The sequence below is a fragment of the Acidovorax sp. Root267 genome, assembly GCF_001429215.1.
GTDB classification, from domain to species: domain Bacteria; phylum Pseudomonadota; class Gammaproteobacteria; order Burkholderiales; family Burkholderiaceae_C; genus Acidovorax; species Acidovorax radicis.
In genome coordinates this window covers 723,922-750,832 of sequence record NZ_LMJC01000012.1, presented here as the reverse complement: position 1 = coordinate 750,832, position 26,911 = coordinate 723,922, and the positions used below count along the sequence as shown (strand labels likewise).

At 67.7% G+C, this 26,911-nt stretch carries 28 protein-coding genes; 14 read left to right on the top strand and 14 right to left on the bottom strand.

The features are described from left to right. Positions 1-25: 25 nt before the first annotated feature. Complete coding sequence (locus ASE39_RS12900) at positions 26-922, bottom strand: LysR family transcriptional regulator (RefSeq protein ID WP_010464416.1); 897 nt, start codon at positions 920-922, stop codon at positions 26-28. A 153-nt stretch (positions 923-1,075) separates the two neighbouring features. Here ASE39_RS12900 and ASE39_RS12895 point away from each other — a divergent pair, with 153 nt between their 5' ends. Beyond that, entirely contained in the window at positions 1,076-1,855 is a 780-nt protein-coding gene (locus ASE39_RS12895; RefSeq protein WP_057271370.1) for an SDR family oxidoreductase, read from the top strand. An 84-nt stretch (positions 1,856-1,939) separates the two neighbouring features. Here the strand turns inward: ASE39_RS12895 and ASE39_RS12890 are convergent, their stop codons facing one another. Continuing rightward, entirely contained in the window at positions 1,940-2,833 is an 894-nt protein-coding gene (locus tag ASE39_RS12890) for an oxidoreductase (protein ID WP_057271369.1), read from the bottom strand. 171 nt (positions 2,834-3,004) lie between these two features. Here ASE39_RS12890 and ASE39_RS12885 point away from each other — a divergent pair, with 171 nt between their 5' ends. Both ASE39_RS12885 and ASE39_RS12880 read left to right on the top strand, forming a co-directional pair. After that, positions 3,005-3,979: a LysR family transcriptional regulator gene (locus tag ASE39_RS12885; RefSeq protein ID WP_057271368.1), complete on the top strand. Its 975-nt coding sequence runs from the start codon at positions 3,005-3,007 to the stop codon at positions 3,977-3,979. Positions 3,980-4,183: 204 nt separating this feature from the next. After that, the gene (locus tag ASE39_RS12880) at positions 4,184-4,696 is read left to right on the top strand and encodes an SRPBCC family protein (RefSeq protein ID WP_057227425.1); all 513 of its coding nucleotides are present in this window, start codon (positions 4,184-4,186) and stop codon (positions 4,694-4,696) included. Positions 4,697-4,734: 38 nt separating this feature from the next. On the opposite strand, the gene ASE39_RS12875 is transcribed toward ASE39_RS12880, so the two are convergent. Continuing rightward, positions 4,735-5,610, bottom strand: coding sequence for a hypothetical protein (locus ASE39_RS12875; protein WP_057271367.1), 876 nt, complete (start codon positions 5,608-5,610; stop codon positions 4,735-4,737). A gap of 200 nt (positions 5,611-5,810) precedes the next feature. After that, positions 5,811-6,611 (bottom strand): SDR family oxidoreductase, encoded by an 801-nt coding sequence (locus tag ASE39_RS12870; protein ID WP_057271366.1) that lies wholly within the window; start codon positions 6,609-6,611, stop codon positions 5,811-5,813. A 137-nt stretch (positions 6,612-6,748) separates the two neighbouring features. Here ASE39_RS12870 and ASE39_RS12865 point away from each other — a divergent pair, with 137 nt between their 5' ends. Both ASE39_RS12865 and ASE39_RS12860 read left to right on the top strand, forming a co-directional pair. Beyond that, positions 6,749-7,675 (top strand): LysR family transcriptional regulator, encoded by a 927-nt coding sequence (locus tag ASE39_RS12865; RefSeq protein WP_029414139.1) that lies wholly within the window; start codon positions 6,749-6,751, stop codon positions 7,673-7,675. Positions 7,676-7,799: 124 nt separating this feature from the next. Further along, complete coding sequence (locus ASE39_RS12860; protein WP_057271365.1) at positions 7,800-8,861, top strand: serine hydrolase; 1,062 nt, start codon at positions 7,800-7,802, stop codon at positions 8,859-8,861. Positions 8,862-8,967: 106 nt separating this feature from the next. Here the strand turns inward: ASE39_RS12860 and ASE39_RS12855 are convergent, their stop codons facing one another. Continuing rightward, complete coding sequence (locus tag ASE39_RS12855) at positions 8,968-9,543, bottom strand: hypothetical protein (RefSeq protein WP_057271364.1); 576 nt, start codon at positions 9,541-9,543, stop codon at positions 8,968-8,970. Between the two features lie 148 nt (positions 9,544-9,691). Here ASE39_RS12855 and ASE39_RS12850 point away from each other — a divergent pair, with 148 nt between their 5' ends. Further along, a complete protein-coding gene (locus ASE39_RS12850) occupies positions 9,692-10,582 on the top strand; it encodes an AraC family transcriptional regulator (RefSeq protein WP_057271363.1) in 891 nt (296 codons plus the stop codon). A gap of 70 nt (positions 10,583-10,652) precedes the next feature. Further along, positions 10,653-11,558 carry a DMT family transporter gene (locus ASE39_RS12845; RefSeq protein ID WP_057271362.1) on the top strand — a complete coding sequence of 302 codons (906 nt, stop codon included), beginning with the start codon at positions 10,653-10,655 and terminating at the stop codon, positions 11,556-11,558. A 74-nt stretch (positions 11,559-11,632) separates the two neighbouring features. Here ASE39_RS12845 and ASE39_RS12840 read toward each other — a convergent pair whose 3' ends face one another. From ASE39_RS12840 to ASE39_RS12830, 3 genes are all read right to left on the bottom strand, one after another. Then, complete coding sequence (locus ASE39_RS12840) at positions 11,633-11,884, bottom strand: hypothetical protein (RefSeq protein WP_010464440.1); 252 nt, start codon at positions 11,882-11,884, stop codon at positions 11,633-11,635. 259 nt (positions 11,885-12,143) lie between these two features. Continuing rightward, positions 12,144-12,629 carry a GNAT family N-acetyltransferase gene (locus ASE39_RS12835; RefSeq protein ID WP_057271361.1) on the bottom strand — a complete coding sequence of 162 codons (486 nt, stop codon included), beginning with the start codon at positions 12,627-12,629 and terminating at the stop codon, positions 12,144-12,146. Between the two features lie 104 nt (positions 12,630-12,733). After that, complete coding sequence (locus ASE39_RS12830; RefSeq protein ID WP_057227442.1) at positions 12,734-13,609, bottom strand: PA4780 family RIO1-like protein kinase; 876 nt, start codon at positions 13,607-13,609, stop codon at positions 12,734-12,736. Between the two features lie 535 nt (positions 13,610-14,144). Here ASE39_RS12830 and ASE39_RS12825 point away from each other — a divergent pair. Beyond that, the gene (locus ASE39_RS12825; RefSeq protein WP_057271360.1) at positions 14,145-14,999 is read left to right on the top strand and encodes a hypothetical protein; all 855 of its coding nucleotides are present in this window, start codon (positions 14,145-14,147) and stop codon (positions 14,997-14,999) included. A gap of 129 nt (positions 15,000-15,128) precedes the next feature. On the opposite strand, the gene ASE39_RS12820 is transcribed toward ASE39_RS12825, so the two are convergent. From ASE39_RS12820 to ASE39_RS12810, 3 genes are all read right to left on the bottom strand, one after another. Then, positions 15,129-15,545, bottom strand: a complete 417-nt coding sequence (locus tag ASE39_RS12820) for a hypothetical protein (RefSeq protein WP_010464447.1) — start codon at positions 15,543-15,545, stop codon at positions 15,129-15,131. A gap of 182 nt (positions 15,546-15,727) precedes the next feature. Beyond that, positions 15,728-16,525, bottom strand: coding sequence for a tRNA-uridine aminocarboxypropyltransferase (locus ASE39_RS12815; protein ID WP_057271359.1), 798 nt, complete (start codon positions 16,523-16,525; stop codon positions 15,728-15,730). Further along, entirely contained in the window at positions 16,522-17,142 is a 621-nt protein-coding gene (locus ASE39_RS12810; protein ID WP_199864273.1) for a class I SAM-dependent methyltransferase, read from the bottom strand. Before ASE39_RS12810 ends, ASE39_RS12815 begins: the two co-directional genes overlap by 4 nt. Before the next feature lie 114 nt (positions 17,143-17,256). On the opposite strand from ASE39_RS12810, the gene ASE39_RS12805 reads away from it, so the two are divergent. Continuing rightward, positions 17,257-18,501 (top strand): hypothetical protein, encoded by a 1,245-nt coding sequence (locus ASE39_RS12805; RefSeq protein WP_057271357.1) that lies wholly within the window; start codon positions 17,257-17,259, stop codon positions 18,499-18,501. Positions 18,502-18,566: 65 nt separating this feature from the next. Next, positions 18,567-19,304, top strand: a complete 738-nt coding sequence (locus tag ASE39_RS12800; protein WP_140426760.1) for a hypothetical protein — start codon at positions 18,567-18,569, stop codon at positions 19,302-19,304. 135 nt (positions 19,305-19,439) lie between these two features. On the opposite strand, the gene ASE39_RS12795 is transcribed toward ASE39_RS12800, so the two are convergent. Further along, positions 19,440-19,832: a VOC family protein gene (locus tag ASE39_RS12795; RefSeq protein ID WP_057271356.1), complete on the bottom strand. Its 393-nt coding sequence runs from the start codon at positions 19,830-19,832 to the stop codon at positions 19,440-19,442. Between the two features lie 363 nt (positions 19,833-20,195). On the opposite strand from ASE39_RS12795, the gene ASE39_RS12790 reads away from it, so the two are divergent. Further along, on the top strand, positions 20,196-20,783 hold the full coding sequence (locus ASE39_RS12790; protein WP_057271355.1) for a flavin reductase family protein: 588 nt from the start codon (positions 20,196-20,198) through the stop codon (positions 20,781-20,783). Between the two features lie 145 nt (positions 20,784-20,928). Here the strand turns inward: ASE39_RS12790 and ASE39_RS12785 are convergent, their stop codons facing one another. Continuing rightward, entirely contained in the window at positions 20,929-22,338 is a 1,410-nt protein-coding gene (locus ASE39_RS12785) for a DUF2130 domain-containing protein (RefSeq protein ID WP_057271480.1), read from the bottom strand. Positions 22,339-22,478: 140 nt separating this feature from the next. After that, a complete protein-coding gene (locus ASE39_RS12780; protein WP_057271354.1) occupies positions 22,479-23,399 on the bottom strand; it encodes a LysR family transcriptional regulator in 921 nt (306 codons plus the stop codon). 128 nt (positions 23,400-23,527) lie between these two features. Between ASE39_RS12780 and ASE39_RS12775 the strand changes: the two genes are divergently transcribed. From ASE39_RS12775 to ASE39_RS12765, 3 genes are all read left to right on the top strand, one after another. Then, positions 23,528-24,364 carry a pirin family protein gene (locus tag ASE39_RS12775; RefSeq protein WP_057271353.1) on the top strand — a complete coding sequence of 279 codons (837 nt, stop codon included), beginning with the start codon at positions 23,528-23,530 and terminating at the stop codon, positions 24,362-24,364. 58 nt (positions 24,365-24,422) lie between these two features. Then, a complete protein-coding gene (locus ASE39_RS12770; protein WP_057271352.1) occupies positions 24,423-25,067 on the top strand; it encodes an NAD(P)-binding domain-containing protein in 645 nt (214 codons plus the stop codon). 317 nt (positions 25,068-25,384) lie between these two features. After that, a complete protein-coding gene (locus ASE39_RS12765) occupies positions 25,385-26,746 on the top strand; it encodes an MFS transporter (RefSeq protein WP_057271479.1) in 1,362 nt (453 codons plus the stop codon). Positions 26,747-26,911 lie beyond the last annotated feature (165 nt).

The window sequence follows — 26,911 nt, the reverse complement described above, 5'->3', positions numbered from 1 at the left end:
GCCTCGCAGCACGCAATCAGGTCGTTCAGTGCGCGGCCGACATCACCTCGGCCAGCCAGTCCACGAACACCCGCACGCGTGGCGAAAGCTGGCGGCTGTGCGGATACAGCACGGACACCGGCATGGGCGCGGGGCGAAACGGCGCCAGCACCTCGCACAGGCTGCCATCGGCCAGCCGGGGCGCGATGTGGTAGCGCGGCACCTGGATCAGCCCCAGGCCCGCGGCGCAGCAGGCGTGGTACGCATCGGCATCGCTCACGGCCACGGGGCCCTTGAGCTGCACGCTCCTGGCCACGCCATCCACAATGAAGTCAAAAGGCAGCGGCTTGCCCGTGCGCTGCGAGAGGAAGTTGACGGCGCGGTGCCCGCGCAGCGCATCCACCGTGGTGGGCGTGCCATGGCGCGCCAGATACTCGCGGCTCGCGCAGGTCACCTGCGGCAACAGCGCCACACGCCGCGCCACCATGGTCGAGTCGCGCAGCTCGCCGCCGCGCAGGACACAGTCCACGCCTTCGCGCACCAGATCCACCAGCCGGTCACCCATGCCGATCTCCAGTTCCACATCGGGGTAGCGCATGCAGAACTCGCCGATGCGCGGCAGCACGAAGTGCCGCGCCAGCGTGCCCTGCAAATCCACGCGCAGCTTGCCGCGCGGCGTGCTCACGGCGTTGCCGAACGCGGTTTCGGTTTCTTCCAGGTCGGCCAGCAGGCGCTGGCAGCGTTCGTAGTACGCCTGCCCGTCGGGCGTGGTGCTGACGTGGCGCGTGGTGCGCTGCAGCAGCCGTGTGCCCAGGCGCTTTTCCAGGTCCTGCACGGCCAGGGTCACGCTCGCGCGCGGCAGCTGCAGGTCTTCGGCCGCGCGCGTGAAGCTGCCCAGCTCGACGATGCGCGTGAAAAGCTGCATGGATTGAAAACGGTCCATCACGAAAGGGCTTCTGGCTGTGGGCGATTGTTGTGTTCAGCTGAACAGTGATGGCAATTTTAGGTATTTATCAATTCTGACAACAACAGAACAATGCCTCCATCCCTGGCGCCGCCCACCCGGCGCCCTAATCACCGCACCAGGAGCCTTGCCATGAACCCGATCACCACCACCCCTTTTCAGGCGTCGACCCCCGCGGGCCCGCGCGTCGCCCTCGTCACCGGTGCATCGCGTGGCATCGGCGCCGCCATTGCCCACCGGCTCGCGCGCGACGGCTTTCGTGTGGTGGTCAACTACGCGGGCCGGGCCGCAGACGCACAGATGGTGGTGCAGGCGATCACGGCGGCGGGCGGAGAGGCCATCGCGGTGCAGGCCGACGTGGGCGACAGCGGCGCCGTGCGCCAGTTGTTCGATGCCACCGAGCAGGCCTTTGGCCGCGTGGACGTGCTGGTCAACAACGCGGGCGTGATGCCATCCACCCTGCCGCACCTGGCGCAGACGGACGATGCCACCTTCGACCGCCTGGTCGCCATCAACCTCAAGGGCACGTTCCACACCCTGCGCGAGGCCACGCACCGGCTGCAGCCCGGGGGGCGCATCGTCAACTTCTCGAGCAGCCTGGTCGGCACGGCCCTGCCAGGCTATGCCGTGTACGCCGCCACCAAGAGCGCGGTGGAGACCCTGACCAGCGTGCTCGCCAAGGAACTGCGCGGCCGGAACATCACGGTGAACGCCATCGCGCCCGGCCCCACAGCCACCGCGCTGTTCCTGGACGGCAAGACGCCCGAGCTGATCGAGCGCCTGGCCCAGGCCAACCCGATGGAGCGCCTGGGCACGCCCGAGGACATCGCCAACGCGGTGGCCTTCCTGGCCGGGCCGGATGGCGGGTGGATCCATGGGCAAACGCTGCGGGCCAATGGCGGGATGGTTTAAGCGTCTGCTTTTTCCTCAAAAATAGCCACTACCGCTTGATCCCATTGCGGTAGAAGCTATCAAAAGAGAAGCAACTACCGACACCTACACAGTCACTGCCTGCGCGGCCTCGTGCGCCGGGAAGTCCGTGGACGCAGCCACGGCCCGCCACTGCGCGGTTTCTTGCGCCACGAAGGCGTGTGTGTCGGCAATGGTCTGCAGCGTGTCCGTGCCCAGCGGCAGGCGCAGCGGCGGCGTGGGGCTGGCCACCAGCTTCATCACGGCCTGGGCCAGGCGCACGGGGTCGCCAGGCTGGTTCAGGTTGATGCGGCGCGCCGCTTCGCGCACGGCACCCGCGCTGGCGGCGTAGTCGTCCAGCACGCACGGCGCCACGGCCAGCGAGGCGCCGTCGAGGAACTCGGTGCGGAAATACCCGGGCTGCACTGCCGTGGCATGGATGCCCAGCGGGGCCAGCTCGGCATGCAGCGCCTCGGTCAGGCCTTCCACCGCGAACTTGGTGGCGCAGTACACGCCAAAACCTGCGCTGGAACGCACCCCACCCAGCGACGAGATGTTGATCACGTGCCCTGCGCGGCGCGCGCGCATGGCGGGCAGCACGGCCCGGGTCACATGCAGCAGGCCGAACACGTTGGTGTCGAACAGGCGCTGCACTTCGTCGGCCGTGGATTCCTCCACCGCGCCCAGCAGCCCGTAGCCCGCGTTGTTGACCAGCACGTCGATGCGGCCAAAGTGTTCCAGCGCGGCGCCCACAGCATGGCGCGCCTGGGCTTCGTCGGTCACGTCGAGCGCCACAGGCAACAGTGCGTCGCTGGGGCCCAGGCGCTTTTCAATCGACGCGGCATCGCGGGCCGTGGCGACCACAGCGTCGCCCTGTGCGAGCGCGGCCTCGGCAATGCGGGCACCAATGCCGCGCGAGGCGCCGGTGATCATCCAGACACGGGGGAAGGAGGAGGAAGGGATAGCAGTCGAAGCAGTCATGGCGGAAGTCCTTGAAAGGGATTGGGAACGGGGATCTGGCAAACGCAACACACAGAGATGCTGAGGCGCGGCCATGGAGGTGAACTTTAGGCAGACCATTGCCATCGCACTAGCCCATAATTGCTGACTTTATTTACAAGCAAAACTTGCCAATCTCTCGAAACGGACACCATGGCCATCAATGAACTGCGTGCCATTGCCACGTTTGCCAAAGCCGCCGAACTGGGCAGCCTGCGGCAGGCCGCCTCGGCCCAGGGCATCACCCCGCAGGCCGCCAGCCTGGCGCTGGGGCAGCTCGAATCGCACCTGGGTGTGCGGCTGTTCCACCGCACCACGCGCAGCCTGAGCCTGACCGAGGAGGGGCGCCAGTTTCTGGAGGCTGCGCAACCGGGCCTCTCGACCCTGCAGCGGGCGGTGCACGGCGCACGGCGCGGGCGCGAGGAGATTGCGGGGCCGCTGCGCATCGTGGCGCCGCGCTCCGTCATGCTGGAGGTAGTCTGGCCCGTGCTCGACGCGTTCTGCCGCCGCTACCCGCTCGTGGAGCCCGATGTGCAGCTGGACGACCGCATCGGCAACTGGGTGGAGGACCGGGTGGACGTGGGTTTCCGCTCGGGCTACCCCCCCGAGGGCGGGGTGATTGCGCGGCGCCTGATGGCGCTGCAGCTGGTGGCGTGCGCCACGCCAGACTACCTGGCCCGCCATGGCACGCCCACCCGCATCGAAGACCTCGCGCAGCACCGCTGCAGCGGGTTTCGGCACCCCACCACCGGCAAGCCCATGCCCTGGGAGTTTCAGGTGGGCGACGACATCGTGGCCCACGCCATACCGCCGGCGTTCTGCGTCAACGACATCGAGCTGGAAGCCCGCGCCGTGCTGGGCGGCCACGCCATCGGCCAGCTTGTCGGCGTGACGGCGGCGCCACTGGTGCGCAGCGGGCAACTGGTGCCCGTGCTGACCGAATTCGTGCCCCAGCACCTGGGCCTGTACGTGTACTACGGCAGCCGGGCGGCGCAGCCGGCCCGCGCACGCGCCTTCATCGATCTGGCGGTGGAGATGCTGGCAGACAACCCGGCGTTCGGCCTGAGCGCGCAGGAGCTGCAGGGCACGGCCCCAAGGCCCCGGCGGCGCAAGCCATCGGCGACCTGAACGGGCACATGTAGCTTGCGCCGCCACATGCAACCGTGCGCCCCCCAAGCCGTGTTGGCGCACAGCGTCTTCGCCTGGGAAAGGGGCGATTGCTGGCCATTCGGCAAACAGTCCGTTGTGGAAAAGGGTATTTATCGCTTTCGCCGCGCGCCCTACATTGGCTGGACTGCCCGAGAGGGCGGAACCAACGCACCGGATTCACCCATGACCACCTTCTCTGCCACGGTCCAGACGCACATCAAGGCCTCCCCGGCACTCGCGTTCCAGCACATCGCGCCCATCGACCCGCGCGCCCTGTTCACCGGCTACGGGCCTTTGCCCGCAGTGACCGGCACGCGCGACCAGACGGGCGCCTGGGACACGCCGGGGCAGACACGCACCGTGGCGCTGTCCGATGGCAGCCTGGTCGAAGAAAGGCTCAAGCACTACCACCCGGCGCAGTACTTCAGCTACACCGTCAGCGGCTTCACGGGTGCGATGCGCTGGCTGGCCACCGGCGCCAACGGGGCCTGGTGGTTTGACCCCCAGGCGGGCGGCACGCAGACCACCGTGCGCTGGCGCCATGCCTTCCACCCCCGCTCGAAGTGGGCCGCACCGGTGCTCTGGCTGCTGGCCAACCTGCTGTGGCGTGGCTACATGCGCAAGGCGCTGCGGCTGGCCAAGATGCAGATCGAGACCCCACTGCGTGCGCCCGCAGGCCCGGCGATTTCAGCCTGAGCCGGCCCCCATCCGGCCCGACGACCGCCCACCACAGCTCAGTTGCTTTTGGCTTCGAAGAACGGCGTGCCCTGGATGGCCGACGGGCTGACGGTAAAAGTTCTGAGCGGCTGCAGGGGCTGGGTCTCGCCTTGTTTCAGCGCAGGGCGCGGGGCGCCAGGATTCAGCGCGGGCGCTATGCAACCCGTTCGCACGGTTTGCACCACTTCAGGGTCCAGCGCCCGGCGTTTGCCCAGGCGGCTGCCCGACAGAAACAACATGTCCCCTTGCAGCTCGGCCCGCTGGTTCATGAGGGGCATGGCCTGCAGCGGATCGAACCCCACCCGCACCGAATTGGCACCGTCCAGCCGGTATTGCACCACCTTCACCACCGCGGGCTTGCCCGGTGCCTCCTCCACCACCTCGCCCAGGTAGAAGTAGCGCACCGACTCCGCAGGCAAAGGGGGCAGCGGGTAGTTTTCAGACCAGTTGCTGTTGCCCTGGCCAAACAGCGGGCGCAGCGCGGCCGGGGCCTTGTCGTCCGCCGACACCGCAAACACCGGCGCGCGGGCACTGGACAGCGTGTGGCCATGAAAGTCGAACTCCACCATGGCACCCAATGCGGCCACCTTGCGGGCATAGGCAGGGAACAAGGTCTGGTCCTGCCGCACCTGTTGCAGCCGCACTCCGCTGCCTTCCGACTTCCAGCGGCCCGCCATCACCATATCCAGCGCCCCGCCGGTCAAGGCAAAACAAAAGGTGTTGTCGGCCAGCAGCGCCAGTTGCGCGATGGTGTCCACAGAGCCGCCCCGGTATTCGCCCACATAGCCGGACTCGGCGGTGGTGGCGGCGTGCAGGGTGAAGCTGGCCGTCAGTGCGGCCAATGCTGCGGCAGTGGCGCAGGCGCTGCGCAAGAGGCGAGGAGTGTGGTTCACAAACGTGGTCCCAGGTGGAAGGGTGGGCCACTATATCGCTGCGGGCGCAACCATCCGCGCTGATCCCCCTGGGCGGCAAAGACATCGCACCACACACTTCCACCGACGACGGCTGCCCGCGCCGATGCGACGTAACCGACGTAACCGACGCGGTGGATCAGCCTGCCGCAGGGGGCCAACGCGTCCAGGGGCGCTCTGGATCAGGCCGCAAACCCGCCATCGATGAGCAGGCTGGCCCCCGTCACCATGCCCGACTCCGGCCCCGCCAGATAGGCCACCATACCCGCGATTTCGTCGGGGTGGGCGTGGCGGTTGAGCGCCATCATGCCGTGCATGTTGCTGGCCAGGGGGCCGTCGGCGGGGTTCATGTCGGTGTTGACCGGGCCGGGCTGCACGTTGTTCACCGTGATGCCACGCGGCCCCAGGTCGCGCGCCAGCCCCTTGGTGAGGCCCACGATGGCGGCCTTGCTCATGCCATACACGCTGAAGCCTGCCCATGGCACACGGTCGGAGTTGGTGCTGCCGATGGTGATGACGCGGCCATAGGCGCCGCCCTGGCCCATGTGGCGCACGGCGGCCTGCGTGGCCACGAACACCGCGCGCACGTTCACGTTGATCGTGTGGTCGAAATCGGCCAGCGCGAAGTTGTCGATCTCGCCGGCCACCGCCACGCCCGCGTTGTTGACGAGGATGTCGAGGCGGCCCAGCGTGCGCGCCGCGCCGTCGATGGCTTGCGTGAGGGCGGCGGCATCGGCACTGTCGGCGCGCAGCGCCAGCGCCTTGCCACCGCCCGCTTCAATGGCAGCCACCAGCGCCTGCGCGGGGGCTTCGGAGCTGCTGTAGGTGAAGGCCACCGCCGCACCGTCGCGCGCCAGGCGCTGGACGATGGCGGCGCCAATGCCACGCGCGCCGCCGGTGACAAAGGCAACCTTGCCAGCCAGCACAGGTGAAGAGGCTGCGGGCACCGCCGCCGAGGGGGATGCGTCAAGCACAGAAGACATGGTGTTTCTCCAAAAAACAGGTGATTGAAAAGGTTCGTCACAGAACCCGGAATGCCTGCAGTGTCGGCAAACCATTGCCTTATCGGTAGCCATGAATAGGCTGGATCTATTTCAACCATCAGTTGAAAATGCAAGCCATGCAACCCCTGAGCCACCTCGAATCGTTCGTCAAATCCGCCGAGTCCGGCAGCTTCTCGGCCGCTGCGCGGCTCATGGGCCTCACGCCCGCCGCCGTGAGCAAGAACGTGGCGCGGCTGGAGGCCAGCCTGGGCGTGCGGCTGTTCCAGCGCAGCACGCGGCGCCTCACGCTCACCGAAGGCGGGCAGCGCCTGCTGGCGCAGATCAGCCCGCCGCTGACCGCGCTGGCCGATGCGGTGGACCACGCGGCCGAGGCCGAGCAGCAGCCTGCGGGCACGCTCAAGGTGAGCATGGGCCAGGCCTTTGGCCGCGCCTACATCGTGCCGCTGCTCACCGAGTTTTTGCAGCGCTACCCGGCCATCCAGCCCGACTGGCGCTTTGAGAATCGCCAGGTCGACCTGATCGGCGAGGGTTTTGACGCCGGCATTGGCGGCGGCCTGAACCTGCACCCCGACATGGTGGCGCGCACGCTGGGGCCCATCCACCTGGTGGTGGTGGCCGCCCCCGCGCTGCTCAAGGGCCGCAAGGCCCCCCGCCACCCGGCAGACCTGGCGCAGTGGGATGGCATTGCGCGCCGCGCCATCCGCACGGGGCGTGTCCCTGTCATCACCTTGCGCAACAAGGCTGGCGAGGCGGCGCCGGCGGATTTCCGCCCCCGCATCGTGTTCGACGACCCCGAGGCCATGTGCCAGGCCGCGCTGATGGGCCTGGGCCTGGCCGTGCTGCCCATGCCATTTGCGCAGCCCTGGCTGGCGCGCGGCGACCTGGTGCGGGTGCTGCCCGGCTGGTGGGTGGACACGGGGCCGGGCTCGATTTATTACCCCAGCAAGAAGCTGCTGCCAGCGCGCACGCGGGTGTTTGTGGATTTTGTGGTGGAGCAGTTCAGGCAGCGCGGGTTTGCGCAACGGGTGCGTGGAGATGGGTGACTGCCTGCTGGGGGTCTCCAAGCGGCCAGCCCGGGCCGGGCGGCGCCTTTGGCGTGCGCAAAGCTTGCCGCTCCTACACTGCGCGCACCCGTTGACCGCTTGCTGATCGCTGGAAGGAACCCGCATGCACCCCCGCTGGCCCACCCGTTCGACCACCTGGATCACCTTCGGCCTGCTGGCCTGCCTGGCCACCGGTGCCGTGCACGCCCAGCCCGCCGATGCGCCCTGGCGCGAAACCTCGGCACCCGCCGAACAAGCGCTGGACGCCACGGCCTTTCAGGGCGTGGACGCCGCGCTGGCCACCCAGTTCACCGATGTGCAAAGCGCCGTGGTGGTGCTGCGCGGCCGGGTGGTGTACCGGTTCTACCGCGATGGGGAGCCTGACAGGCTGCGCGACACGCAGTCGGCCTCCAAGAGCGCGCTGTCGGCCTTGCTGGGTGCGGCCATCGCGCAGGGCCGGATCACCAGCGTGGACCAGCGTGTGGTGGAGCTGGTGCCTGAGTGGGCGCCCCTCAACACCGACCCGCGCGCCGCCACCGTCACGCTGCGGCACCTGCTGACACTGACGGCGGGATTTGCGCAGGACAGCGGCCCGCGCACCCGCGCTGGCACCGCTGCGCCGTTGCCCGTGCGCGAGGCCTGGGCGCGGCCGCTGGCGGCAGACCCGGGCCAGGTTTTTTCCTATGACAACTCTGTCACGCCACTGCTGGTCACCGTGCTGGAAAAAGCCACCGGCATGCCCCTGGCCGACTACGCGCGCCAGCAACTGGTGGGCCCGATGGGCTTGGCCGAGCCAAGCTACCGGGACAGCATCGTGCACCTGCGCACGCTGGACATGGCCAAGCTTGGCCAGTTGTACCTGCAACGCGGCCAGTGGAACGGCAAGCCGCTGGTGCCCGAAGCGTTTGCGGACGCCTCGGTGCAGGCGCAGAACGCAGGAGGCCCGCCGGTGGGGTTGCACTATGGCTACCTGTGGTGGGTGGTGCCCGGCAAGGCGCCGCGCCCCACCTTCATGGCCAGTGGGTATGGCGGGCAGTTCATCTGGGTCTATCCGCCCCTGGACCTCGTCGTGGCCACCACGTCCGCCGTGTCATCCGACAGCCAGCAACGGGGCCATGCATTGCAGCTGATCCGCAGCCCGCTCTTTGCGGCGGCCCAGCGCCGCGTGGCGGGCGAGCCGAAATAGCCTTCGGCCCGGACTGCACCAAAGAATTCGAGTCTTTTTGCCCTTCAGCGCTTATCCATCCAGCGGAGGAAGCTATGCTTTTTGAAGCACCCGATAACAAACGTGCTCAGGGCTGTTTGCCCACAAACGCGACCGACAGCCCCTTGGCCGTCACGGTGATGGGCCCCGGCTGCAGGCCCAGGCCATCGAACACGGCGGTGTCCTGCGGGCGCAGCTGGTGCAAGGTGACTTCGCGCAACGACTGTTCGGCGAGCACGGGCGCGTAGGCGTTGAGCAGTTCGGTGACGGCCGGCTTGAGGGACGGGAAATCCAGCCGCACCAGCCGGATCTGGTGGGCGCGCAGCGTGCGGTCGCTGGCTTCGTAGCGCAGCCCAAACTCCACATCAAAACTCCCGGCATGGCTGCGGCGCAATGCGGCACCCGCCGCGTCCACCACCATGGCCGCGCCCAAGCGATTGACCTCGGGCAACAGGCGCAGGTTGGGCGCCTGCAGGGTAAGGTCGAATAGGCCCTGCACCGGCACGCTGCGCGGGAACTTCGTGGCCACCATCTCCTGCAGCTGCGCGAGCGGCACGGTGTAGCTGGGCTGGGCCAGCGCGCCACGCCCCGCCAGCAACAACGTGGCCCCGCCCAGGGCCAGGCCGCTGGAGGCGGTGGTCAGAAATCGTCGGCGATGCAGCATGCGTGCGCTCCTTGGGGCTGTTGTGGCAGTCGATGCAATGGTTGCCATCGTTGTCGTGGTTGCGGTGTCGCGGATGCGGCGGCCGGGCAGTATGCGGGGCGGATGGGCCAGAACATGCTCCGGGCAGGCCGGCGCAATAATCGGCGCGATGACGCCACCGCCCATCCATCGATGCCAGGTTTTTGCATCTCCCTGGCAAGGTGTGTACTGCACACACGCAGAAAGTTCCCGCCACTACGGCAGGCACTGGCATGCAGTCTACGGGCTGGGCCTGCTGGACGATGGCGCGCAAAGCTCCGCCAGCGGGCGCGGCCCGGTGGATGCCTATGCGGGCGACCTCATCACCACCAATCCGGGCGAGGTGCACGATGGCCAGCCGCTGGGCAGTGCCTCGCGCCGCTGGCGCATGGTGTACCTGGAACCGGCGGCGCTGCAGGCCCTGGCGGACAACGAGGTCCCTGGGGCGGGGGCCGACATCGCGCTCACCCGCCCCGTCATCCAGGACCCTGCCCTGGCCCGCGCCCTGCACACGCTCATCACGCGCGTGTTCCAGTGGAACGCCCTGCAAGAACAGCTGGTGCACGCCCCGTCGTCGGCCGATGCCGTGGACCGCCTGGCCTGCGAGGAATCGCTGGCCCTGACCTCTGCGCTGCTCCTGGAGCGCCACGCCAGCACGGAGGCACCGCCCACTTCGCGTGCCACCGCTGCCGCCGAGGTTGTGCAACAGGTGCGCGACTGGCTGGCCGATGCGCCACTGGCTCCGCCCTCCCTCGCACAGATGGCAGCCCTTGCCGGGCTCAGCCGCTACCAGCTGCTGCGGCGCTTTGCCGAGGCCTATGGGTTGCCGCCGCACGCCTGGCTGCTTCAGCAGCGGGCCGAGCGCAGCCGCCACCTCATCCAGCGCGGTGCCAGCCTGGCCGATGCCGCGGCGGCCAGCGGCTTTGCGGACCAGAGCCACATGACACGCATATTTGCGCGGCAATTTGGCTTCACGCCCGGTGCATGGCAAAAGGCGCACCGCCGCCCCGGGGCGCAATAACGTTCAAGACGCAGCGCGCACAGCCTTGGAGACTGCCGGCTGATTCATCACTTCGGCAAGGTTTCCGCTCATGTCAGATTCGCTCAAAGGCCAGCTGCTGTGCAGCCTGGGGATGGTGCTCGTGGGCAGCACAGTGGTGGCCAGCAAGGTCATCGGCCAGGACATCGAACCCTTTCTCGCCACGGTGCTGCGGCACGCGCTGGCGCTGCCCGTGTTCTTTGCGCTGATGCGCTGGCGCGGCCAGCGGCTGCCGCGCGTGGGCCGGCGCGACGCGGTGCTGCTCACGGTGCAGGCGGCAGCGGGGAGCGTGGGGTACTCGGTGTTGCTGATCCTGGGCGTCACCCTGGCCAGTGCGTCTGACGCGGGCATCATGGCGGGCACGCTGCCGGCGGCGGCCGCGCTGTTCTCGGCCCTGCTGCTGGGCGAGCGGCCCGGCTTGCGCCTGGTGCTGGCCGTCGGCCTGGCCACGGCAGGCGTGATGGCCGTGGCCTTTTCCCCCGACGCGGCTGGTGGCAGCAGCAACCCCACGCGGCTGGCAGGCATCGCGCTGGTGCTGGCCGCCGTGGCGTGCGAGGCGGTGTTCATCCTGGCCAACAAGCGCCTGTCGCGGCCCCTGCCCGCGCTGGCGATGTCCACCCTCATGTCGGCGGGCGGGCTCTTGCTGTCGGCCCTGCCCGCCGCGTGGCTGGCGCGCGAGGGCTCGGGTTCTGCCTCGGCCTTCACCGCCCCGGCAATGGCGGGGGTGCTCTACTACGCGTGGGTGCCCACGGTGGGCGGATTTCTGCTGTGGTACGCGGGCAGCGCGCGCACCAGCGGCGTGCGCGCATCGCTGGCCACCGTGTGGCTGCCGGTGTCGGCGCTGGCGCTGTCGGCCGGCGTGCTGGGCGAAGCCATCCGCCCCTGGCAGTGGGCCGGGCTGGGCTGCGTGCTGGTGGGGATGGTGCTGGCGGCCACCGCCCCCCGAGAGCGGCCATGACGGGAGGCCACAACGCCCTGTGCGGGCCCGCCAGAGGCTGTTGATCCGCCGCGCCCTTAGAGAAAGAAAAGAGGCTACCGCCCCACCACCGACCAGCCTGCTTTCTGGTTGTCCTTGTCATTTTCATATTCCCACGCCGTGCCGCAGCGGTCGCACACATAGCGGGTGATGGTGACGGAGCCCGTCTCGCGGTCTTCCTTGCGGTTGCCGCGCTGCACCAGCTCGGCGTGGCCCGGCGCCTTGCGCCAGTTGCGCTGAATGCCCTGGCAGGGCTCGCACAGCGCCATGGGTTTGAGTTCGTTCTGTCGGGCCAGGTCTTTGGTCATGGGGTGTCAGCCGTCGTGGGCCGGTGTGGGTGGGTTTGTCTGCTGCGGGGCGGCTACTGTAAGGCACCTGCGGGGGCAAAGACACAGCACGGCGGCTGAATTTGAAGCCAAATTGGCCTCCAGCGCTTGATGGACAAGCGCAAGCAGCTATTAAATCAGGAGTTATCCCTTAGAACCTGTTCAAGATCTTTTCGGGGTGGCACAAGTACCTTGCCCGAAGGGTTGGAGTGAAATCCCCGAAAAGATTTTGAACAGGCTCTCAGCCCACCACCAGCGCCTTGGCCATGCGCGCATTGCGCAGCACCACGCCCGCGCGCTGCACCTGCTGGCGCTCTTCCACCACAAAGCCCTGCGCGGCAAAAAAAGGCTCGGCGGTCAGGCTCACGTGGGCGTGCAAGTGGGTGATGCCGCGCTGCGCCGCCTGCGTGTGGATGTGTGCCATCAGTGCACGGGCCACGCCCTGGCCTGCAAACGCCGGGCCCACAAAAAACATGTCGATGGTGCCGCTGGCCTGCAAATCGGCAAACCCGGCAATGGCGCCACCGCCCTGCGCCTGCGCGACGAAGGGCTGGTTGGCCTGCATGCGCCCGGCCCACTGCGCGGCGTCATGGTGCGGCGGCGCCCAGGCAGCGAGTTGTTCGGCGGTGTAATCCTTGCAGGCCAGGCCATGCACCGAGGCGTGGAAAACAGCGCGCAAGGCGGGTTCGTCGCCAGGGCGAAAGTTGCGGATGTGGATGGACGGCATGGCAAGCAAGCTGCAGAGAAAAAGGGGCGCGATTGTGCCGCAAGGCCTTGGCGCCACCCTGCCACCTGCGCATCTCCCGCACGCGGCGGGCTGGACGAGAGGCGTCAGCCCGCCGCCATGCGCAGCCTGCGCGCCGCGTCTTCGTCGCGCGCGTCGTCGATCTCGCGCAGCACGGCCTGCATGTCCACATCGACATGCTGCGGCGCATAGCGGCCGGTCAACGGGGTCTCGTTGCTCAGCAGCCCGCTCTGGTACAGGCTCCAGATTTCGGGGCCATATTGGGTAGTGCGCAGCTCGGGCGCGAACTGGCCGAAGAAATCGCGCAGGTTGGCCACGTCGCGCAGCAGCATGCGCTGGGCGTGGTTGTTGCCCGCAGCGTCCACGGCCTGGGGCAGGTCGATGATGACGGGGCCGTCGGCGCCGGGTTCACCCTCGGCGCCGGGCAAGTGCGCCAGCAAGATGTTGAATTCCGACAAGTCACCATGCACCACCCCCGCGCACAGCATGCGCACCACCTCGGCCACCAGCGTGGCGTGGTGGGCTCGGGCATCTTCGGGCGTGAAGCTCACATCGTTCAGGCGCGGGGCGGCATCGCCGTGGGCGTCGGTCACCAGCTCCATGAGCAGCACGCCGTCGTGAAAGTTGTAGGGCTGCGGCACGCGCACGCCCGCAGCGGCCAGGCGGTAGAGCGCATCGACCTCGGCGCTTTGCCAGGCGGCCTCTTGTTCTTGCCGGCCAAACTTGCTGCCCTTGGCCATGGCGCGGGCCGAGCGCGAGTTCTTGACCTTGCGGTTCTCGGTGTAATCCACGGCCTGCCGAAAGCTGCGGTTGTTGGCCTCTTTGTAGATCTTGGCGCAGCGCGTTTCATCACCACAGCGCACCACGTAGACCATGGCCTCCTTGCCACTCATGAGTTGCCGGACCACGGTGTCGATCAGGCCTTCCTCAATGAGGGACTGCAGGCGGGGGGGTGCTTTCATCGGGGCTGTGCGGTAGAGGGGAACCGTCCATTGTCGCTGTAAGAGCCTGTTCAAAGTCTTTTTGGAGATCGCATTGGAGTGCAATCGGGATGAGTGGAAGCTTCGGATGTGCCGCATGGGCTCGTGCCCATGCAAGCAGCCGAGGCTTCCAATCGCCCGATTTCACTCCAACCCTGCGGGCAAGTGCCTTGCCGGGCTGTCTGCGGCGTTGCGGCGCTTGTGGATAGCGGGGCTATCCACTGCACCCCGCGCCTTGCATCCCATCCCGGCAAGGTACTTGTGCGACTCCAAAAAGACTTTGAACAAGCTCTGAGGCCGTTGCGGGGCTTTCGGCGGCCGCCAGCGAGACCAAGGCCGCCGAGGCTCTGAACGACAATCCGACACGGCCCGTGGATGCCTGTTGCACCTGGGCCCGGCCCCTTTCACACGGCCATCCGCCTGCCGTACAGACCGCCGCACTTCACGGACCGCTGCTGCGTCCCCCCAAACACCCATCGCCCGCCTTCGCGCCGCGAAAACCCAGGAGACTTCCCCCATGCCCTTTCCCACTGCGCACCCAGCCCCTGCCCTGCGCGCTGCTTCGTTGGCGGGCCTGCTGGTCTCGTGCGCCCTGGCTGCGCAGCCTGCGGCGGCTGCCGGGTTCCGCCAGGGTGCCTATGCAGACTCGCTCGGCGGCACGGCGGCGGTGTGTGTGACCTCGCAGCACATGGCCAGCCTGACAGCCACCGCCTGGAAACAGTCCATGCAGCAACGCGGGATGGACTGCATGGTCAGCGAGTCCACCCGCCCCTTGCCCGGCCACGAGACCTGGAAAGCCAGTTGCATCGCCAAGGCCCCGGGCGCGAGCGCGGGTGCCACCGCAGCGCACCTGTACCAGTTCACCGTGCATGCCGACGGCGAGCAGCTCATCATCGACAGCGGCATGAAGACCTCTGCGGGACAGCAGGTGATGAAGAATGCTTTTTCTGGCACCTACCAGGGCGCCTGCGCGCCCGGCACCCCGCCCCTGGACGTGTGGGCCTACCTGGACGGCACGTACGGCAGGGGGACGCCCGCGCAGAGCGAGGCACGCAAGGCGGTGGCCACCGACCTCATCCGCTGCGCCAACGTGTTCAACGGCCTTTCGCTCAGCGTGGCAAAGCCACGGCAGGAAGGCATGCGCGCCGCTGCGGCCGCGGTGATGGAAGCAGCGGTGGAGCTGCACCCGGGCGAGGGCGACTTCCACCTGGACGCGCTCAAGAAGTCGGCACCCGAGGTGTCGGCCGAGCTGGTCGGGACGTCGGCAGAGAGGAAGTTTGCGCTGTACCAGTCCTGCAGCCCGTATCTGGAGCCGGACGGCATCGCCAAGGCCGTGCAAAGCCGCGCGGCAGCGGGCGCCACTCCACGCTAGAACGGCGATCCGTTCGCGGCTGCCGCATGCCGGTTCAGCCGCCTGGCGGTGCCCACACGCACGAACGCCCCGCACCACGCGAAGTGGTGCCGGGGCGTTGGCTGGGCCATGGTGACCGAACGGGGCTTCTTATTTGTCCAGCTCGGCGGCCAGCATGTCCCAGCTGGGGTAGGAGCTTTCGTCCAGGGTGATCGCACCCTTGCCTGCGGCAAACTTGAAAGCGGTGGTGCCCGTGCGGGCAAATTCCAGCGTCTTGAGTTTGCACACTGCGGCCTTGGAAGGGGCATCGTTGCAGTAGCGCGGCGCGTTGTCGACGATGGTGCCGGCCGCGTAGCGCACCTGGCGCAGGTGGTCCACGGTCTGAAAGCTGTCCTGCTTCACATCCATCTTCACATCGCAGCCGCACGACTGCTTGAGGGTGCCGGCGGCAGCCTTCAGGGCCGGGGTCACCTCGGCGGCAAAAAAGTCGCGCTCGGCCTTGCCCGCGTGGGCCAAAGATGCGGCGACAAGGCTCAGGGATGCGATCACCAGCGTGTGTTTTTTCATAGTTCCTTAAAGAGATGGGCTCCAGAAATGCGGGCCCTTGCTCCTCCCTCGCAAGTGGCCCGCGCCGCCATGGGCGGCTGGAGCGCCGCGGATTGTGCAGCGTGCCGGGCCCCGCAGCTGTAACCATGCGCTAACGGCGCGATGCATTTTTCGCAACAGGTCATGCAAGCCCTGCGGGCGCCTTACCCGGCCCCGCCTATGGATGCGTTGCGCAGCGCCTGGTGTGCCTCGCCGGCCCAGTCGGGCGGCAGCTGGTGCTTCGCCTGCAGGTAGTGGTGGGTGAACACGTCCAGATACGCCTCCAGCGTCTGCGCGGCCTGCAGCTCGCCCGCCAGCGCAAGGCACAGCGCGCCCACCTCGGAGGTGCAGAAGTGGTCCGTGCGTGTGGAGCGGCGCAGGTGGTAGCGCGAGAGCTGCTCCGGCTGCAGACTCAGAACCGGAAAGCGGTCCAGGTAAGGGCTTTTGCGGAACATCTTGCGCGCCTCGGGCCAGGTGGCGTCGAGCAGCACAAACAGCGGGCGCTTCGATCGTTCTGGTTCGACCCCGGCTCGGGGCACCGCCACCTGTGTGACCACCCGCTCGGGCGCCACGAACTCGCCGGGGAACACCACATACGGCTGCCACTGCGGGTCGGCCAGCAGCGCCAGCAGGCCGGGGTGGACCTCGGTGCGCGCCCAGCCGAAGGCATGGGTGTCGGCCACCACGTCGGCGATCAGCCAGCCGGTGTTGCTGGGCTTGAGCGGCTCGATGTCGGCCATCAGCAGGCAGATGCCCGCGCGCGTGGGCAGCACGGGGCGCAGCGCGCAGATGCAGTGGCTGGGCACCAGGCGGCAGCCCGCGCAGCGCTCGCCCTTGGGACCGCCCCGGGCCAGAAAGGGCTTGGCGCTGCGGGCCAGGCGCTCAGTGCGCAGGCGCGAAACAGCGTGCGGTGTGGCGGGGGTGGCCACCCCAGTCGCCGAGGGGTCCACGGGCTGCGTCACCGGCCGCCCGCACGTTCCAGCGCAAACAGCGGCAGTTCGGCCTGCGGGCTCAGCCACACGCCGCCCCCCAGCTCGGTAAAGCCCTCGCCAAGCGTGCGGCGGTACAGCTGCGCGGGGTGGCGGAACATGCGTGGGTCGGTCACCTGCTCGTCCACCACGTCCTGCTCCCAGTCCTCTCGCGCCACGGCCTCCACGTACAGCGCGCCCCGGCTCAGGCGCGCCAGGTTGCGCATGGCCTTTTGCACGTCGGCCTCGCTCAGGTAGGGCAGCACGCCCTGGCAGATCACCAGGTCATACGGCGTGCGGGCCTTGTAGTCCACCACCGAGCCACGCTCCCACCCAAAACGCTCACACAGGTATTCGCTGAACTCCACGCCGTGGAACTGCGCCTGCGGAAATTGCCGCGCGATCACATCGCGCCACAGGCCAATGCCGCAACCCACATCCAGCACACGCCGCACGGGCACGCGCAGGTACTGCAGGTAGCTGCACACAAACGCACCCAGCCGCTCGGTGTGCGCCGGGTCCACCACGCTGGTCTTCTTGTCGAAGTAAAAGCGCTGGTAGTACGCCTCGTCAAAGATGGCTGCGTCCGCGCTGCCGCTCACTGGTTTCACTGCTGGGTCCTTCCGCCACGGGCCACCCTGCAGGGGCGGGCGCCGGGCACCTGTTCATGGCGGGGAGTATCGCCCACCCGGTGGCCCTGGCCGATGTCGGTGTAGTCTGTGGCCATGGATTCGCTGATCTCCGCCGCAGCCCGCGCGCTGGCTGCAGGCGATGCCCTGGCCGCCCTGCAGCGGGTGGCCCTGCGCGACGACCCACCGGCCCTGGCCCTGCGTGGCATTGCCATGGCCCAGCTGGGCGAGCACCCACGCGCCCGCGAACTGCTGCGCCGCGCTGCACGCGGCTTTGGTGCGCACGAGCCCGTGGCCCGCGCGCGTTGTGTCGTGGCCGAGGCCGAGGTGGCCCTGGCCCTGCGCGACCTGGGCGGACAAACACACGCGCTGATGACTGCCGCCGCCATCCTGCAGGCCCACGGTGATATGGCCAACGCACTGCAGGCGCGGCTGGTGGCGGCGCGCAAGCTGATCTTGCTGGGCAGGCTGGACGAAGCATCGGCTGCGCTGGAGAGCGCGCTGCCAAGTGCCCGCGCCACCGGCTCGGCAGCCCGCCTGCCCGCATCCCTGGCCGCAGTGGCCGAACTTGCCGCCGCAGAGCTGGCCCTGCGTTCGCTGCACATCGGCGCGGCACGCGCGGCCCTGCAGCGCGCACACGAGGCGGCGGGCCAATCGGGCGTGCCCGCCCTGGGGGCGGAGGTGGCCCACGCCCACAGGCTGCTCCACCAGCCAGCAGCCCGCCGCCTGGCCCAAGGCGCCGAGCAGATGCTGCAGCTGGAGGACGTGGCGGCGCTGCTGGCATCCCCCACGCTGGTGGTGGACGCCTGCCGCCATGGCGTGCGCGCGGGCGACGTGTGGCACCCACTGGCGCGCCGCCCCGTGCTGTTTGCACTGGTGCGTGCGCTGGCCACAGCCTGGCCGGGCAGCGTGGACCGCGAAGCCTTGATTGCCGACGTGTTCCGCACCCGCCACCCCGATGAAACCCACCGCGCCCGGCTGCGGGTGGAAATCGGCCGCCTGCGCGCCCTGATCGCACCGCTGGCCGGGGTGGAGGCCACACCACGCGGCTTTGTGCTGCAGCCCCACGGCGGGCGCGATGTGGCCGTGCTGGCCCCGCCCGTGGATGGTGAGCAGGGCGCACTCATGGCCTTGCTGTCTGACGGAGCGGCCTGGTCCACATCGGCCCTGGCGCTGGCCCTGGGCGACAGCCAGCGCACCGTGCAGCGCGCGCTGGTCGATCTGGAAGGCAGCGGCCGCGTACGCGCCATCGGCCAGGCGCGAGCCCGCCGCTGGCTGGCCGCGCCGCTGGTGGGATTCACGACGATCTTGTTACTCCCCACCGTGCAGCCGATTCAATAAAGTGACTTCACCGCCCAACGCACACCCCCTCCGCCGTGCACCGGGCACCCCACCAGGAGCCACAGATGACCACCGCCACCAACGCCCCCGCCCGCGACACTGCCTGCAGCAGCGACATCGCCGACACCCCGCCGTCTCGCACACACGTGCCGATTGCCTCGCGCCAACCCGCCGAGGTCGTGCGCGAATACGGCCCCTTTGCGGGCGCCAGCGCCATCCACGGCGTGACCCACGACGGCCAGCGCGTGTGGGCTGCCACGGGCGAACAGCTGGTGGGTTTCGACCCCACCAGCGGCGCCACCACCCGCACGCTGGACGTGACCTGCGACGCGGGCACGGCGTTTGACGGAACCCACCTCTACCAGATTGCCGAGTCGCGCATCGACAAGATCGACCCCGCCACGGGCCAGGTGGTGGCCACGATTCCCGCGCCGGGCGGCGGCAACGATTCAGGTCTGACCTGGGCCGAAGGCAGCCTGTGGGTGGGCCAGTACCGCGACCGCAAGATCCACCAGATCGACCCCGCCACGGGTGCCATCCGCCGCACCATCGAATCCAACCGCTTCGTCACGGGCGTGACCTGGGTGGACGGTGAGCTGTGGCACGGCACCTGGGAAGGCGACGAAAGCACCCTGCGCCACATCGACCCCACGAGCGGCGCCGTGCTGCAGCAGCTCGATATGCCGCAAGGCGTGGGTGTGAGCGGGCTCGAATCGGATGGGGCCGGGCTGTTCTACTGCGGTGGTGGCGGCAGCGGCAAGGTGCGCGCCGTGCGTCGGCCACAGGCCCACACGGCGGCTTAAAGAAGGGAACGAGGCGGAGCCCAAGAGCGGCTCACAAAACTCAGCGAAGCGGTTCTGGCTAGGCGCTGCGTCGCAGGCAGTACGGCCAGTACGACAAGACGCAGCAACGACGCCAGAAGAGTTTTGTGAGTCGCTCTACGCCACAGCGGGCTTGGGCGGGCGGTGCAGCGCGCAAATCTTGTTGCCATCCGGGTCGCGCAGATACGCCAGGTACAGCAGACCCGACGGGCCTTCACGGTAGCCCGGCGGGTCTTCGCAGGTGGTGCCGCCGTGGGCCACGCCCGCCACGTGAAACGCATCGGCCTGCTCGGGCGACTGCATGGCAAAACCGATGGTGCCGCCATTGGCAAAAGTGGCCGCCTCGCCATTGATGGGCGTGCTGATGCAGAACGTGCCAGTGGGGCCCCGGTAGAAGTAGCGGTTCTTGTTGGCAACGCCCGGGGGTACACCGATGGTGCCAAGCAGCGCGTCGTAAAACTTCTTCGACACCTCCAGGTCGTTCACACCGACCATCACATGACTGAACATATTTCTTGTCTCCGTTGAAGCCCCGGTGGGGCGGGTTGTGGGCGGGAAGAATGTTACTTGCTGGTAGGTAGCCCGGGCCGGGCCTTGGTCGTTTGGCCTCCGCACCTCGCCGCGCCACACTGCGCTGCCGCGTGCCCCATAGGTCGCTATCCGTTTGGGCTGAGCCGGTCGAAGTCAGGGCGCTTCTTGCGAACAGCCCTTCAGCCCTTTGGCGAATCCAGGGGCGAACGGCCTGTCGGAGCCAGCAGGCGTGCCATCAAAAATTCAAGCAAAATTGGCCTCCAGCGCTTATCCATCCATCGCTATCAGCTATTAAATGCAGAGCATCTACTGCCGACTGCTCCGCTACCCACACCGCCCGCCATGCCGCTGCCCACACCCCCCGCATATTTCACCCCCGTCCCGCTCGACAAGGCCTACCGCCTGCTCAACCACGGCCCCACGGTGCTGGTGTCGGCTGCGCACGCAGGCCAGCACAACGTGATGGCCGCCGCCTGGGCCTGTGCGCTGGACTTTTCACCGCCCAAGGTGACGGTGGTGCTCGACAAGGCCACCCGCACGCGCGAGCTGGTGGAAGCCAGCGGCGAATTTGCGCTGCAGCTGCCCACCGTGGCCATGGCCGCGATGACCGTGGCGATTGGCACCGACAGCGCCAAGACCCACCCCGACAAACTGCAGCAACATGGCGTGCAGCTGTTCCACGCGCCCGGCCACGCCGACACCCCGCTGGTGCAAGGCTGCGCCGCCTGGCTGCTGTGCCGCGTGATCCCCGAGCCCCACAACCAGCAGACCTACGACCTGTTCATCGGCGAAGTGGTGGCCGCCTGGGCCGACGAGCGTGTGTTCCGCAACGGACACTGGGAGTTCGACACCGCGCCGGATGACCTGCGCACGCTGCACTATGTGGCCGGCGGGCAGTTTTATGCGACAGGGGCTTCGGTGCGGGTGTAGGGACCCGTTCCGAAGCCGGGGGGAGCAGTGGCGATGCAGCAGCGGCTGCAGTCATGGGGCAGCGGGTACCGTTGAGACTGACTCCGCAACAAGCTGCGCCTTATCAAGACAAAGTTGCCTCTAGCGCACCGCACGGCCCTCCCCCTCATTCCCCATCCGAAATCCCCAGCTGCTTGAGGTCCGCAAATTTGGCCGCCATCGTCGGGTTGCCGCGTGTGAGCTTCTTGATCGTGAGATCTTCGGCCTTGTCGTTGGCCAGGCGCAGGTTGTTGGCCGACTTGTGCAGCGCTTCCTTGGTTTTCTCCAGGTCCTTGATCGCCTCGTCAATGCGCTTGATGGCCTCCTCGAACCCGTCCGACGCCAGGCGCCAGTTGCGCCCAAACGCGCCCTTGAACTCCTCCAGCTGCGACTCGAACTTGGTGATGTCCAGGTTCTGCGCTTTCACCAGCGCCAGCTCTGACTTGTACTGCAGCGACTTCATCGACGCGTTGCGCAGCAGCGTGATGATGGGGATGAAGAACTGTGGCCGCACCACGTACATCTTGGGGTAGCGGTAGAACATGTCCACGATGCCGGTGTTGTACAGCTCGCTCTCGGGCTCCAGCAGCGACACCAGCACCGCGTATTCGCAGCCTTTTTCGTTGCGGTCCTTGTCCAGCTCTTTCAAGAAGTCTTCGTTGCGCTTCTTGGTGGCGGTCTCGTCGTTCTCGTTCTTCATCTCGAACATGATCGAGACGATCTCGTTGCCCGACTCATCCAGGTCGCGAAAGATGTAGTCGCCCTTGCTGCCGCTGCGCGCGTCGTTGTCCTTCTCAAAGTACGCGCGCGGAAACGCCGTGGCGCGGATGCGGTTGAACTCCGTCTCGCAGTGCTGCTCCAGTGTCTCGCCCACCATCTTGGTCGACAGGCGCGCCTTCATGTCCCGCAGCCGCGCAATCTCGCCGTCGCGGTCACGCAACTGCAAGGCGTACCGCTCCTTGATGGCGTTCTCCTCCAGCTGCTGTTTCATCACCACCAAGTTCAGATCGTTCTTGAATTCATCGCGCTCCCGGGCCACCACCGTGACCGCCTCGGACACTGCCAGCCTGCGCACTACCTCGCCCGCCTCCAGTTGCGACTTGAGCTGCTGGATCTCGGCGTCCTTTCTGGCGGCCACGCCTTGCAGCTCCTGCGCCAGCCGGGCTTCTGCCAGCTGGGCCGCTGTTTGCTGCGCTTGCCGCGCGCGCTCCAGCTCATTCGCCATGGCATCGCGCTGCTTTTCCACCGCGCTCAGGGCCTGTGCCACCGCCAGATCGCGCTCCACCGCGCCCGCACCCAGCTGGGCCTTCAGGGCTTGAATCTCGGTGTCCTTGGCGGCCGCCGACTTCTGCAGCTCATTGGCCACCTGGGCCTGCGCCAGCGCCACCGCATTGCGCTTGTCCTGCTCGGCCAGCTCCAGCCGCTCGTGCAACTGCGCGCTGAAATCCGCGTCGCGCACCTGCTTGAGGATGTCGGCATACCCGGTTTCGTCGACCTTGAACGCCTTGTTGCAGTGGGGGCAGATGATGTCGTGCATGGCGGTCACCGTGTGTCTTGTTCGTGTTTAGTGGGTAGGGGAGCATAGCGGGCAGGAGCGTGCGCGGACGGAGCCTGTCGCAGCCTCGCGCAGCGCTTCAGCAGGCTCAGCGAGAACGGTTCAAGTGAATTCATGCCGCCTCAGCCGCAGGCCTGCGGCGGCAGTTCTTGTATCGCGCCCATCTTGCGGATCACGAGGTCAATGAACGCAGACACCGCCAGGGGCAGGTAGCGCCGGCTGGGGTAGACCATGTGCACGCCGTGCCCCTGCCGGTGGTACTGCGGGAGCACGGGCACCAGCAGGCCCGCGCGCAGATCGCGGTGCGTCAGCGTGGAGGGCAGCAACGCAATCCCCAAACCCGCCAGCGCGGCCTTGCGCAGGGCCTGCGCCGTGTTGCCGCTGAAGCGGCCAGCCACCTGCACCTCGGCCGGCGCGCCCTCCGGCCCCGTCACGCGCCAGGTGGCCTTGCCGCTGGGGTGGCTGAACGCCAGGCAATCATGGTCCGCCAGGTCTTGCAGCGTGGCCGGAACACCCTGGCGGGCGATGTAGGCCGGACTGGCCACCAGGCCGTCGTTGCCCGCATCCAGCACCTTGCGCGCAAACAGGCCCGAGTCCTCCAGGATGCCGCCCCGAAGGGCCACATCAATCCGGTCTGCAATCAGGTCGGCGCGCCCATCACTCAGCACAAAGTCCACCCGCACTTTGGGGTGCGTGACCAGGAACTCGGTCAGCCACTCCATCGCAAAGAAATCAAAAAAATCCGCCGGGGCCGCCACCCGCACCAGGCCACTGGGCTCCTGGTTCACCGCCAGCAGCTCCTCGCCCGCGTCCATCAGCCCCTCTACTGCGCCGCTGCAGCGCTCCAGAAACACCTGGCCCGCGCCGGTGAGCGTGAGATGGCGGGTCGAGCGCTGCATCAGCCGGGTGCCCAACTGCGCTTCAAGCTGCTGCACCCGGCGGCTCAGGGTGTTGGGCGGCACGCCCAGGCGGCGCGAGGCCTCTGCAAAGCTGCCGCAGCGCACCACCTGCACAAAGATGGCCACGTCGTTCAGATCCAGCATGGTTGCGCGCCCTCACTCACTGATTCATTCGATTAATGGACGAGTGCAATCATATTGCGCTGTCTAGTCAATCAATCGACGAATTTTTAAGCTACAGGCATCAGTTCAACACCTCCAAGGTTCTCTGTATGTCTGCACCCGCCACCGCCCCCCGCGCCATCGCCCACCGCACCCGTGGCACCACACACGGCCCCATCACCCGCCTCATGAGCCCTGGGGACCTGGGCCAGGTGCTCAAGCCCTTCATCTTTTTGGACCTGGTGCACTTTCAGCCTGGCGCAGCGCAGCAGGGCTTTGGCATGCACCCCCACTCGGGCATCGCCACGGTCACTTTCTTGTCGGAAGGCGATGTGCGCTACGAAGACAGCACCGGCCAAGCCGGCCTGCTGCCTGCGGGCGGCGTGGAATGGATGCGTGCTGGCAACGGCGTGTGGCACACCGGCGCCCCCGTGGGCGACACGCCGGGCCGCGGCTTTCAGCTGTGGGTGGCCCTGCCCGCCGCGCTGGAGAACGCCCCCGCCCACAGCCAGTACCTCGCCCCCGAGCTGGTGCCCCAGGTCGGCCCGGTGCGCGTGCTGATGGGCGCCTACGGCCCAGCGCACAGCCCCGTGGCTGCGCCCGACGGCATGACCTACCTGTCGGTGCGCCTGGCCCAGGGCGAACGCTGGACCTACACCCCGCCCCAGGGCCACACGGTGGCGTGGGCGGCGGTAGCTACCGGCGCACTCACTGTAGGCGAAACCATTGCTGCAGGCGATCTGGTGGCCTTCGAGCCCAGCAGCCAGAGCATCGACTTTGTGGCCACCCAGGCCACCAGCTTTGTGCTGGGGTCTGCCGTGCCGCACCCCCACGACCTGGTCATGGGCCGCTACTCGGTGCACACCAGCCCGGCCGCACTGGCACAGGGCGCCACAGAAATCCGGCGCATTGCCACACAACTGCGCCAGGCCGGGCGGCTGGCATAGCGCTACTCACTTCCCATCACGTTCTTTCAACCCACTTCACTCATCCAAGGAAAACATCATGAACATCGGCATCATCGGTTCTGGCGGTCTCGGCTCCAACGTGGCCCGCGCATTGGCCAACAAGGGACTGTCGGCCACCCTCTCTACCCGGCGCGGTCCGGAATCATTGGCCGCTCTGGTGGCCGAACTGGGCCCCACCATCAAGGCGGGCACCGTGGCAGAAGCTGCAGCCGCAGACATCGTGCTCATCGCCGTGCGCTGGGAAGACCTGGGCCAGGCGCTGGGCAGCCTGCCTGCGTGGAACGGGCGCATCGTCATCGACGGCACCAACCCCGTGGCGTTTCTGGACCCCAACTCGCCCGACGCCCAAGACCCCACCAACCCGCTGGCGGCCTACGGCATCAAGGCCATCGACCTAGGCGGGCGCTCGTCCAGCGAAGTGTTCAGCGAATTCGTACCCGGCGCCCGCGTGGTCAAGGCGTTCAACCACCTGGATGTGAACGTGCTGGCCCAGCCCCAAGTCTCGGGCGGCCAGCGCGCCATGTTCTATGCGGGCGACGACGCCGCCGCCAAGGCCGAAGTGCGCAAGATGCTGGACGCCATTGGCTACTTCCCGGTGGACCTGGGCACGCTGGCGGTGGGCGGGCGTTTGTCGGAGCTGCCGTTTGGTGCGTTGTCGAGCACGCAGTTCATCAAGATTTGAGAGGGTGCCTGCCCAGGCACTTTCAGGGCCCCAGGTGCACCTTGTTTAGCTCAATGTGCCTGGGGCCTATGTATTTATTGCAAGCGCTGGTCACCGCTGAATTGGTATCCATGGAAGAGGTGCCCGGGGCAGGCTCCCTCAGCCCGTGGGTGTGGCGCCGTGAGGCTTGGGTGTTGGATCGCTGGATGACAACACACTGGAGGTGGCACTGACCGCGATGGACACTGAATACCAGCGGGACGATGATCGGGATCATTGGCCATGTGGATGTGTTGAAGGAGCGGATTCAGGCGCAGATCAGGGTTAAATTGCACAGCATGCGTACCACTCCCGCTTCTGCACACGTCGCCGCCCCGGCCTCCCTCATCGACTCCCCCCAAGCCGCGTGGCGCTTGCTGACCACCCTGGGGCTGGTGGTGCTGGGCAACAGCAGCATGTATGTGGTGTCGGTGGTGCTGCCTGCCGTGCAAGCCGAGTTCGGCGTAGGCCGCGCGGATGCATCGCTGCCCTACACGCTGATGATGGTGTGCCTGGGGCTGGGCGGGCTGTGGACGGGGCGGATGGCGGACCGGCATGGGCTGATGCCGGTGCTGTGCGTGGGGGCGGTGGCGGTGTGTGGCGGCTTTGTGTGGGCGGGGCTGTCGGGCAGCATCTGGATCTTTGGGCTGGCGCATGGGTTGATGGGGCTGATTGGCAGCTCGGCCACGTTTGCGCCGTTGATGGCCGACACGGCGCTGTGGTGGAACAAGCGGCGGGGCATTGCGGTGGCTATTTGCGCCAGCGGCAACTACATTGCCGGTGCGCTGTGGCCGCCCATCGTGCAGCACGGCATCGAAGCCATTGGCTGGCGCCACACCTATGTGCTGATGGGGCTGGTGTGTGGCGCGGGCATGCTGCTGTTGGCGCTGCGCATGCGGCAGCGGGCGCCGATGGTGTTGATGGATGTGGCTGCGGCTGCGGTGCCTGCATCGTCACCTTTGGCAGGGGGCGCTGCGGCGGGCGCTGCTGTTTCTTCTACGGCGACTGCGGCACCCGCTCCTTTGGTTCCTTCAGCCGTAGACCGCAGCCGCCCGTTTGGCTTGCGCCCGGTGCACGCGCAGCTGCTGCTGTGTGTGGCGGGCGTGGCGTGCTGCGTGGCCATGGCGATGCCGCAGGTGCACATCGTGGCCTATTGCACCGACCTGGGTTTTGGCGCCGCGCGGGGGGCCGAAATGCTGTCACTGATGCTGGCGTGCGGCATTGTGAGCCGCCTGGTATCGGGCGTGATCTGCGACCGCATTGGCGGTGTGCGCACGCTGCTGCTGGGGTCGGCGTTGCAGGGGGTGGGGCTGGCGCTTTTTCTGCCGTTTGACGGGCTGGTGCCGCTGTATGTGATCTCGGCGATGTTCGGGCTGTTCCAGGGCGGCATCGTGCCTGCGTACGCCATCATCATCCGCGAGTATTTCGCGCCGCAAGAGGCGGGCGCCCGGGTGGGCGCGGTGATCATGGCCACGCTGATTGGCATGGCGCTGGGGGGCTGGATGTCGGGCTGGATTTTTGACGTGACGAGCAGCTACCACGCGGCGTTCATCAACGGCATGGGGTGGAATCTGCTGAACCTGTCGATCATGGGCTGGCTGTACTGGCGGGTGCGGCGCCAGGGTGCCGTGGTAGGGCGGGTGCAACCCAGTGCGGGGTGAGTGCGGCAAGCGCTGGCGGCTTGCTGATCATGCAGCGCCACCATGCCGCTGAAATTTGGCTCAAATGAGCCTCTAGCGCTTAATGGACAAGCGTTAGAAGCTATTTATTTGTGAGCAATTGAGCGCCACAGCATTCGCTCAACAGGCCCCGGCAGGTGCAACCCG

Excerpts from the sequence above, each read along its gene's own strand:
- ASE39_RS12790 (WP_057271355.1), top strand. The coding sequence starts at position 20,196 with ATGCCGCTGCCCACACCCCCCGCATATTTCACCCCCGTCCCGCTCGAC.
- ASE39_RS12860 (WP_057271365.1), top strand. The coding sequence starts at position 7,800 with ATGCACCCCCGCTGGCCCACCCGTTCGACCACCTGGATCACCTTCGGC.
- ASE39_RS12775 (WP_057271353.1), top strand. The coding sequence starts at position 23,528 with ATGTCTGCACCCGCCACCGCCCCCCGCGCCATCGCCCACCGCACCCGT.
- ASE39_RS12825 (WP_057271360.1), top strand. The coding sequence starts at position 14,145 with ATGCCCTTTCCCACTGCGCACCCAGCCCCTGCCCTGCGCGCTGCTTCG.
- ASE39_RS12800 (WP_140426760.1), top strand. The coding sequence starts at position 18,567 with ATGACCACCGCCACCAACGCCCCCGCCCGCGACACTGCCTGCAGCAGC.
- ASE39_RS12780 (WP_057271354.1), bottom strand. The coding sequence starts at position 23,399 with ATGCTGGATCTGAACGACGTGGCCATCTTTGTGCAGGTGGTGCGCTGC.
- ASE39_RS12770 (WP_057271352.1), top strand. The coding sequence starts at position 24,423 with ATGAACATCGGCATCATCGGTTCTGGCGGTCTCGGCTCCAACGTGGCC.
- ASE39_RS12785 (WP_057271480.1), bottom strand. The coding sequence starts at position 22,338 with ATGCACGACATCATCTGCCCCCACTGCAACAAGGCGTTCAAGGTCGAC.
- ASE39_RS12835 (WP_057271361.1), bottom strand. The coding sequence starts at position 12,629 with ATGCCGTCCATCCACATCCGCAACTTTCGCCCTGGCGACGAACCCGCC.
- ASE39_RS12895 (WP_057271370.1), top strand. The coding sequence starts at position 1,076 with ATGAACCCGATCACCACCACCCCTTTTCAGGCGTCGACCCCCGCGGGC.
- ASE39_RS12805 (WP_057271357.1), top strand. The coding sequence starts at position 17,257 with ATGGATTCGCTGATCTCCGCCGCAGCCCGCGCGCTGGCTGCAGGCGAT.
- ASE39_RS12900 (WP_010464416.1), bottom strand. The coding sequence starts at position 922 with ATGGACCGTTTTCAATCCATGCAGCTTTTCACGCGCATCGTCGAGCTG.
- ASE39_RS12885 (WP_057271368.1), top strand. The coding sequence starts at position 3,005 with ATGGCCATCAATGAACTGCGTGCCATTGCCACGTTTGCCAAAGCCGCC.
- ASE39_RS12795 (WP_057271356.1), bottom strand. The coding sequence starts at position 19,832 with ATGTTCAGTCATGTGATGGTCGGTGTGAACGACCTGGAGGTGTCGAAG.
- ASE39_RS12880 (WP_057227425.1), top strand. The coding sequence starts at position 4,184 with ATGACCACCTTCTCTGCCACGGTCCAGACGCACATCAAGGCCTCCCCG.
- ASE39_RS12830 (WP_057227442.1), bottom strand. The coding sequence starts at position 13,609 with ATGAAAGCACCCCCCCGCCTGCAGTCCCTCATTGAGGAAGGCCTGATC.
- ASE39_RS12840 (WP_010464440.1), bottom strand. The coding sequence starts at position 11,884 with ATGACCAAAGACCTGGCCCGACAGAACGAACTCAAACCCATGGCGCTG.
- ASE39_RS12865 (WP_029414139.1), top strand. The coding sequence starts at position 6,749 with ATGCAACCCCTGAGCCACCTCGAATCGTTCGTCAAATCCGCCGAGTCC.
- ASE39_RS12820 (WP_010464447.1), bottom strand. The coding sequence starts at position 15,545 with ATGAAAAAACACACGCTGGTGATCGCATCCCTGAGCCTTGTCGCCGCA.
- ASE39_RS12850 (WP_057271363.1), top strand. The coding sequence starts at position 9,692 with ATGACGCCACCGCCCATCCATCGATGCCAGGTTTTTGCATCTCCCTGG.
- ASE39_RS12890 (WP_057271369.1), bottom strand. The coding sequence starts at position 2,833 with ATGACTGCTTCGACTGCTATCCCTTCCTCCTCCTTCCCCCGTGTCTGG.
- ASE39_RS12870 (WP_057271366.1), bottom strand. The coding sequence starts at position 6,611 with ATGTCTTCTGTGCTTGACGCATCCCCCTCGGCGGCGGTGCCCGCAGCC.
- ASE39_RS12845 (WP_057271362.1), top strand. The coding sequence starts at position 10,653 with ATGTCAGATTCGCTCAAAGGCCAGCTGCTGTGCAGCCTGGGGATGGTG.
- ASE39_RS12765 (WP_057271479.1), top strand. The coding sequence starts at position 25,385 with ATGCGTACCACTCCCGCTTCTGCACACGTCGCCGCCCCGGCCTCCCTC.
- ASE39_RS12855 (WP_057271364.1), bottom strand. The coding sequence starts at position 9,543 with ATGCTGCATCGCCGACGATTTCTGACCACCGCCTCCAGCGGCCTGGCC.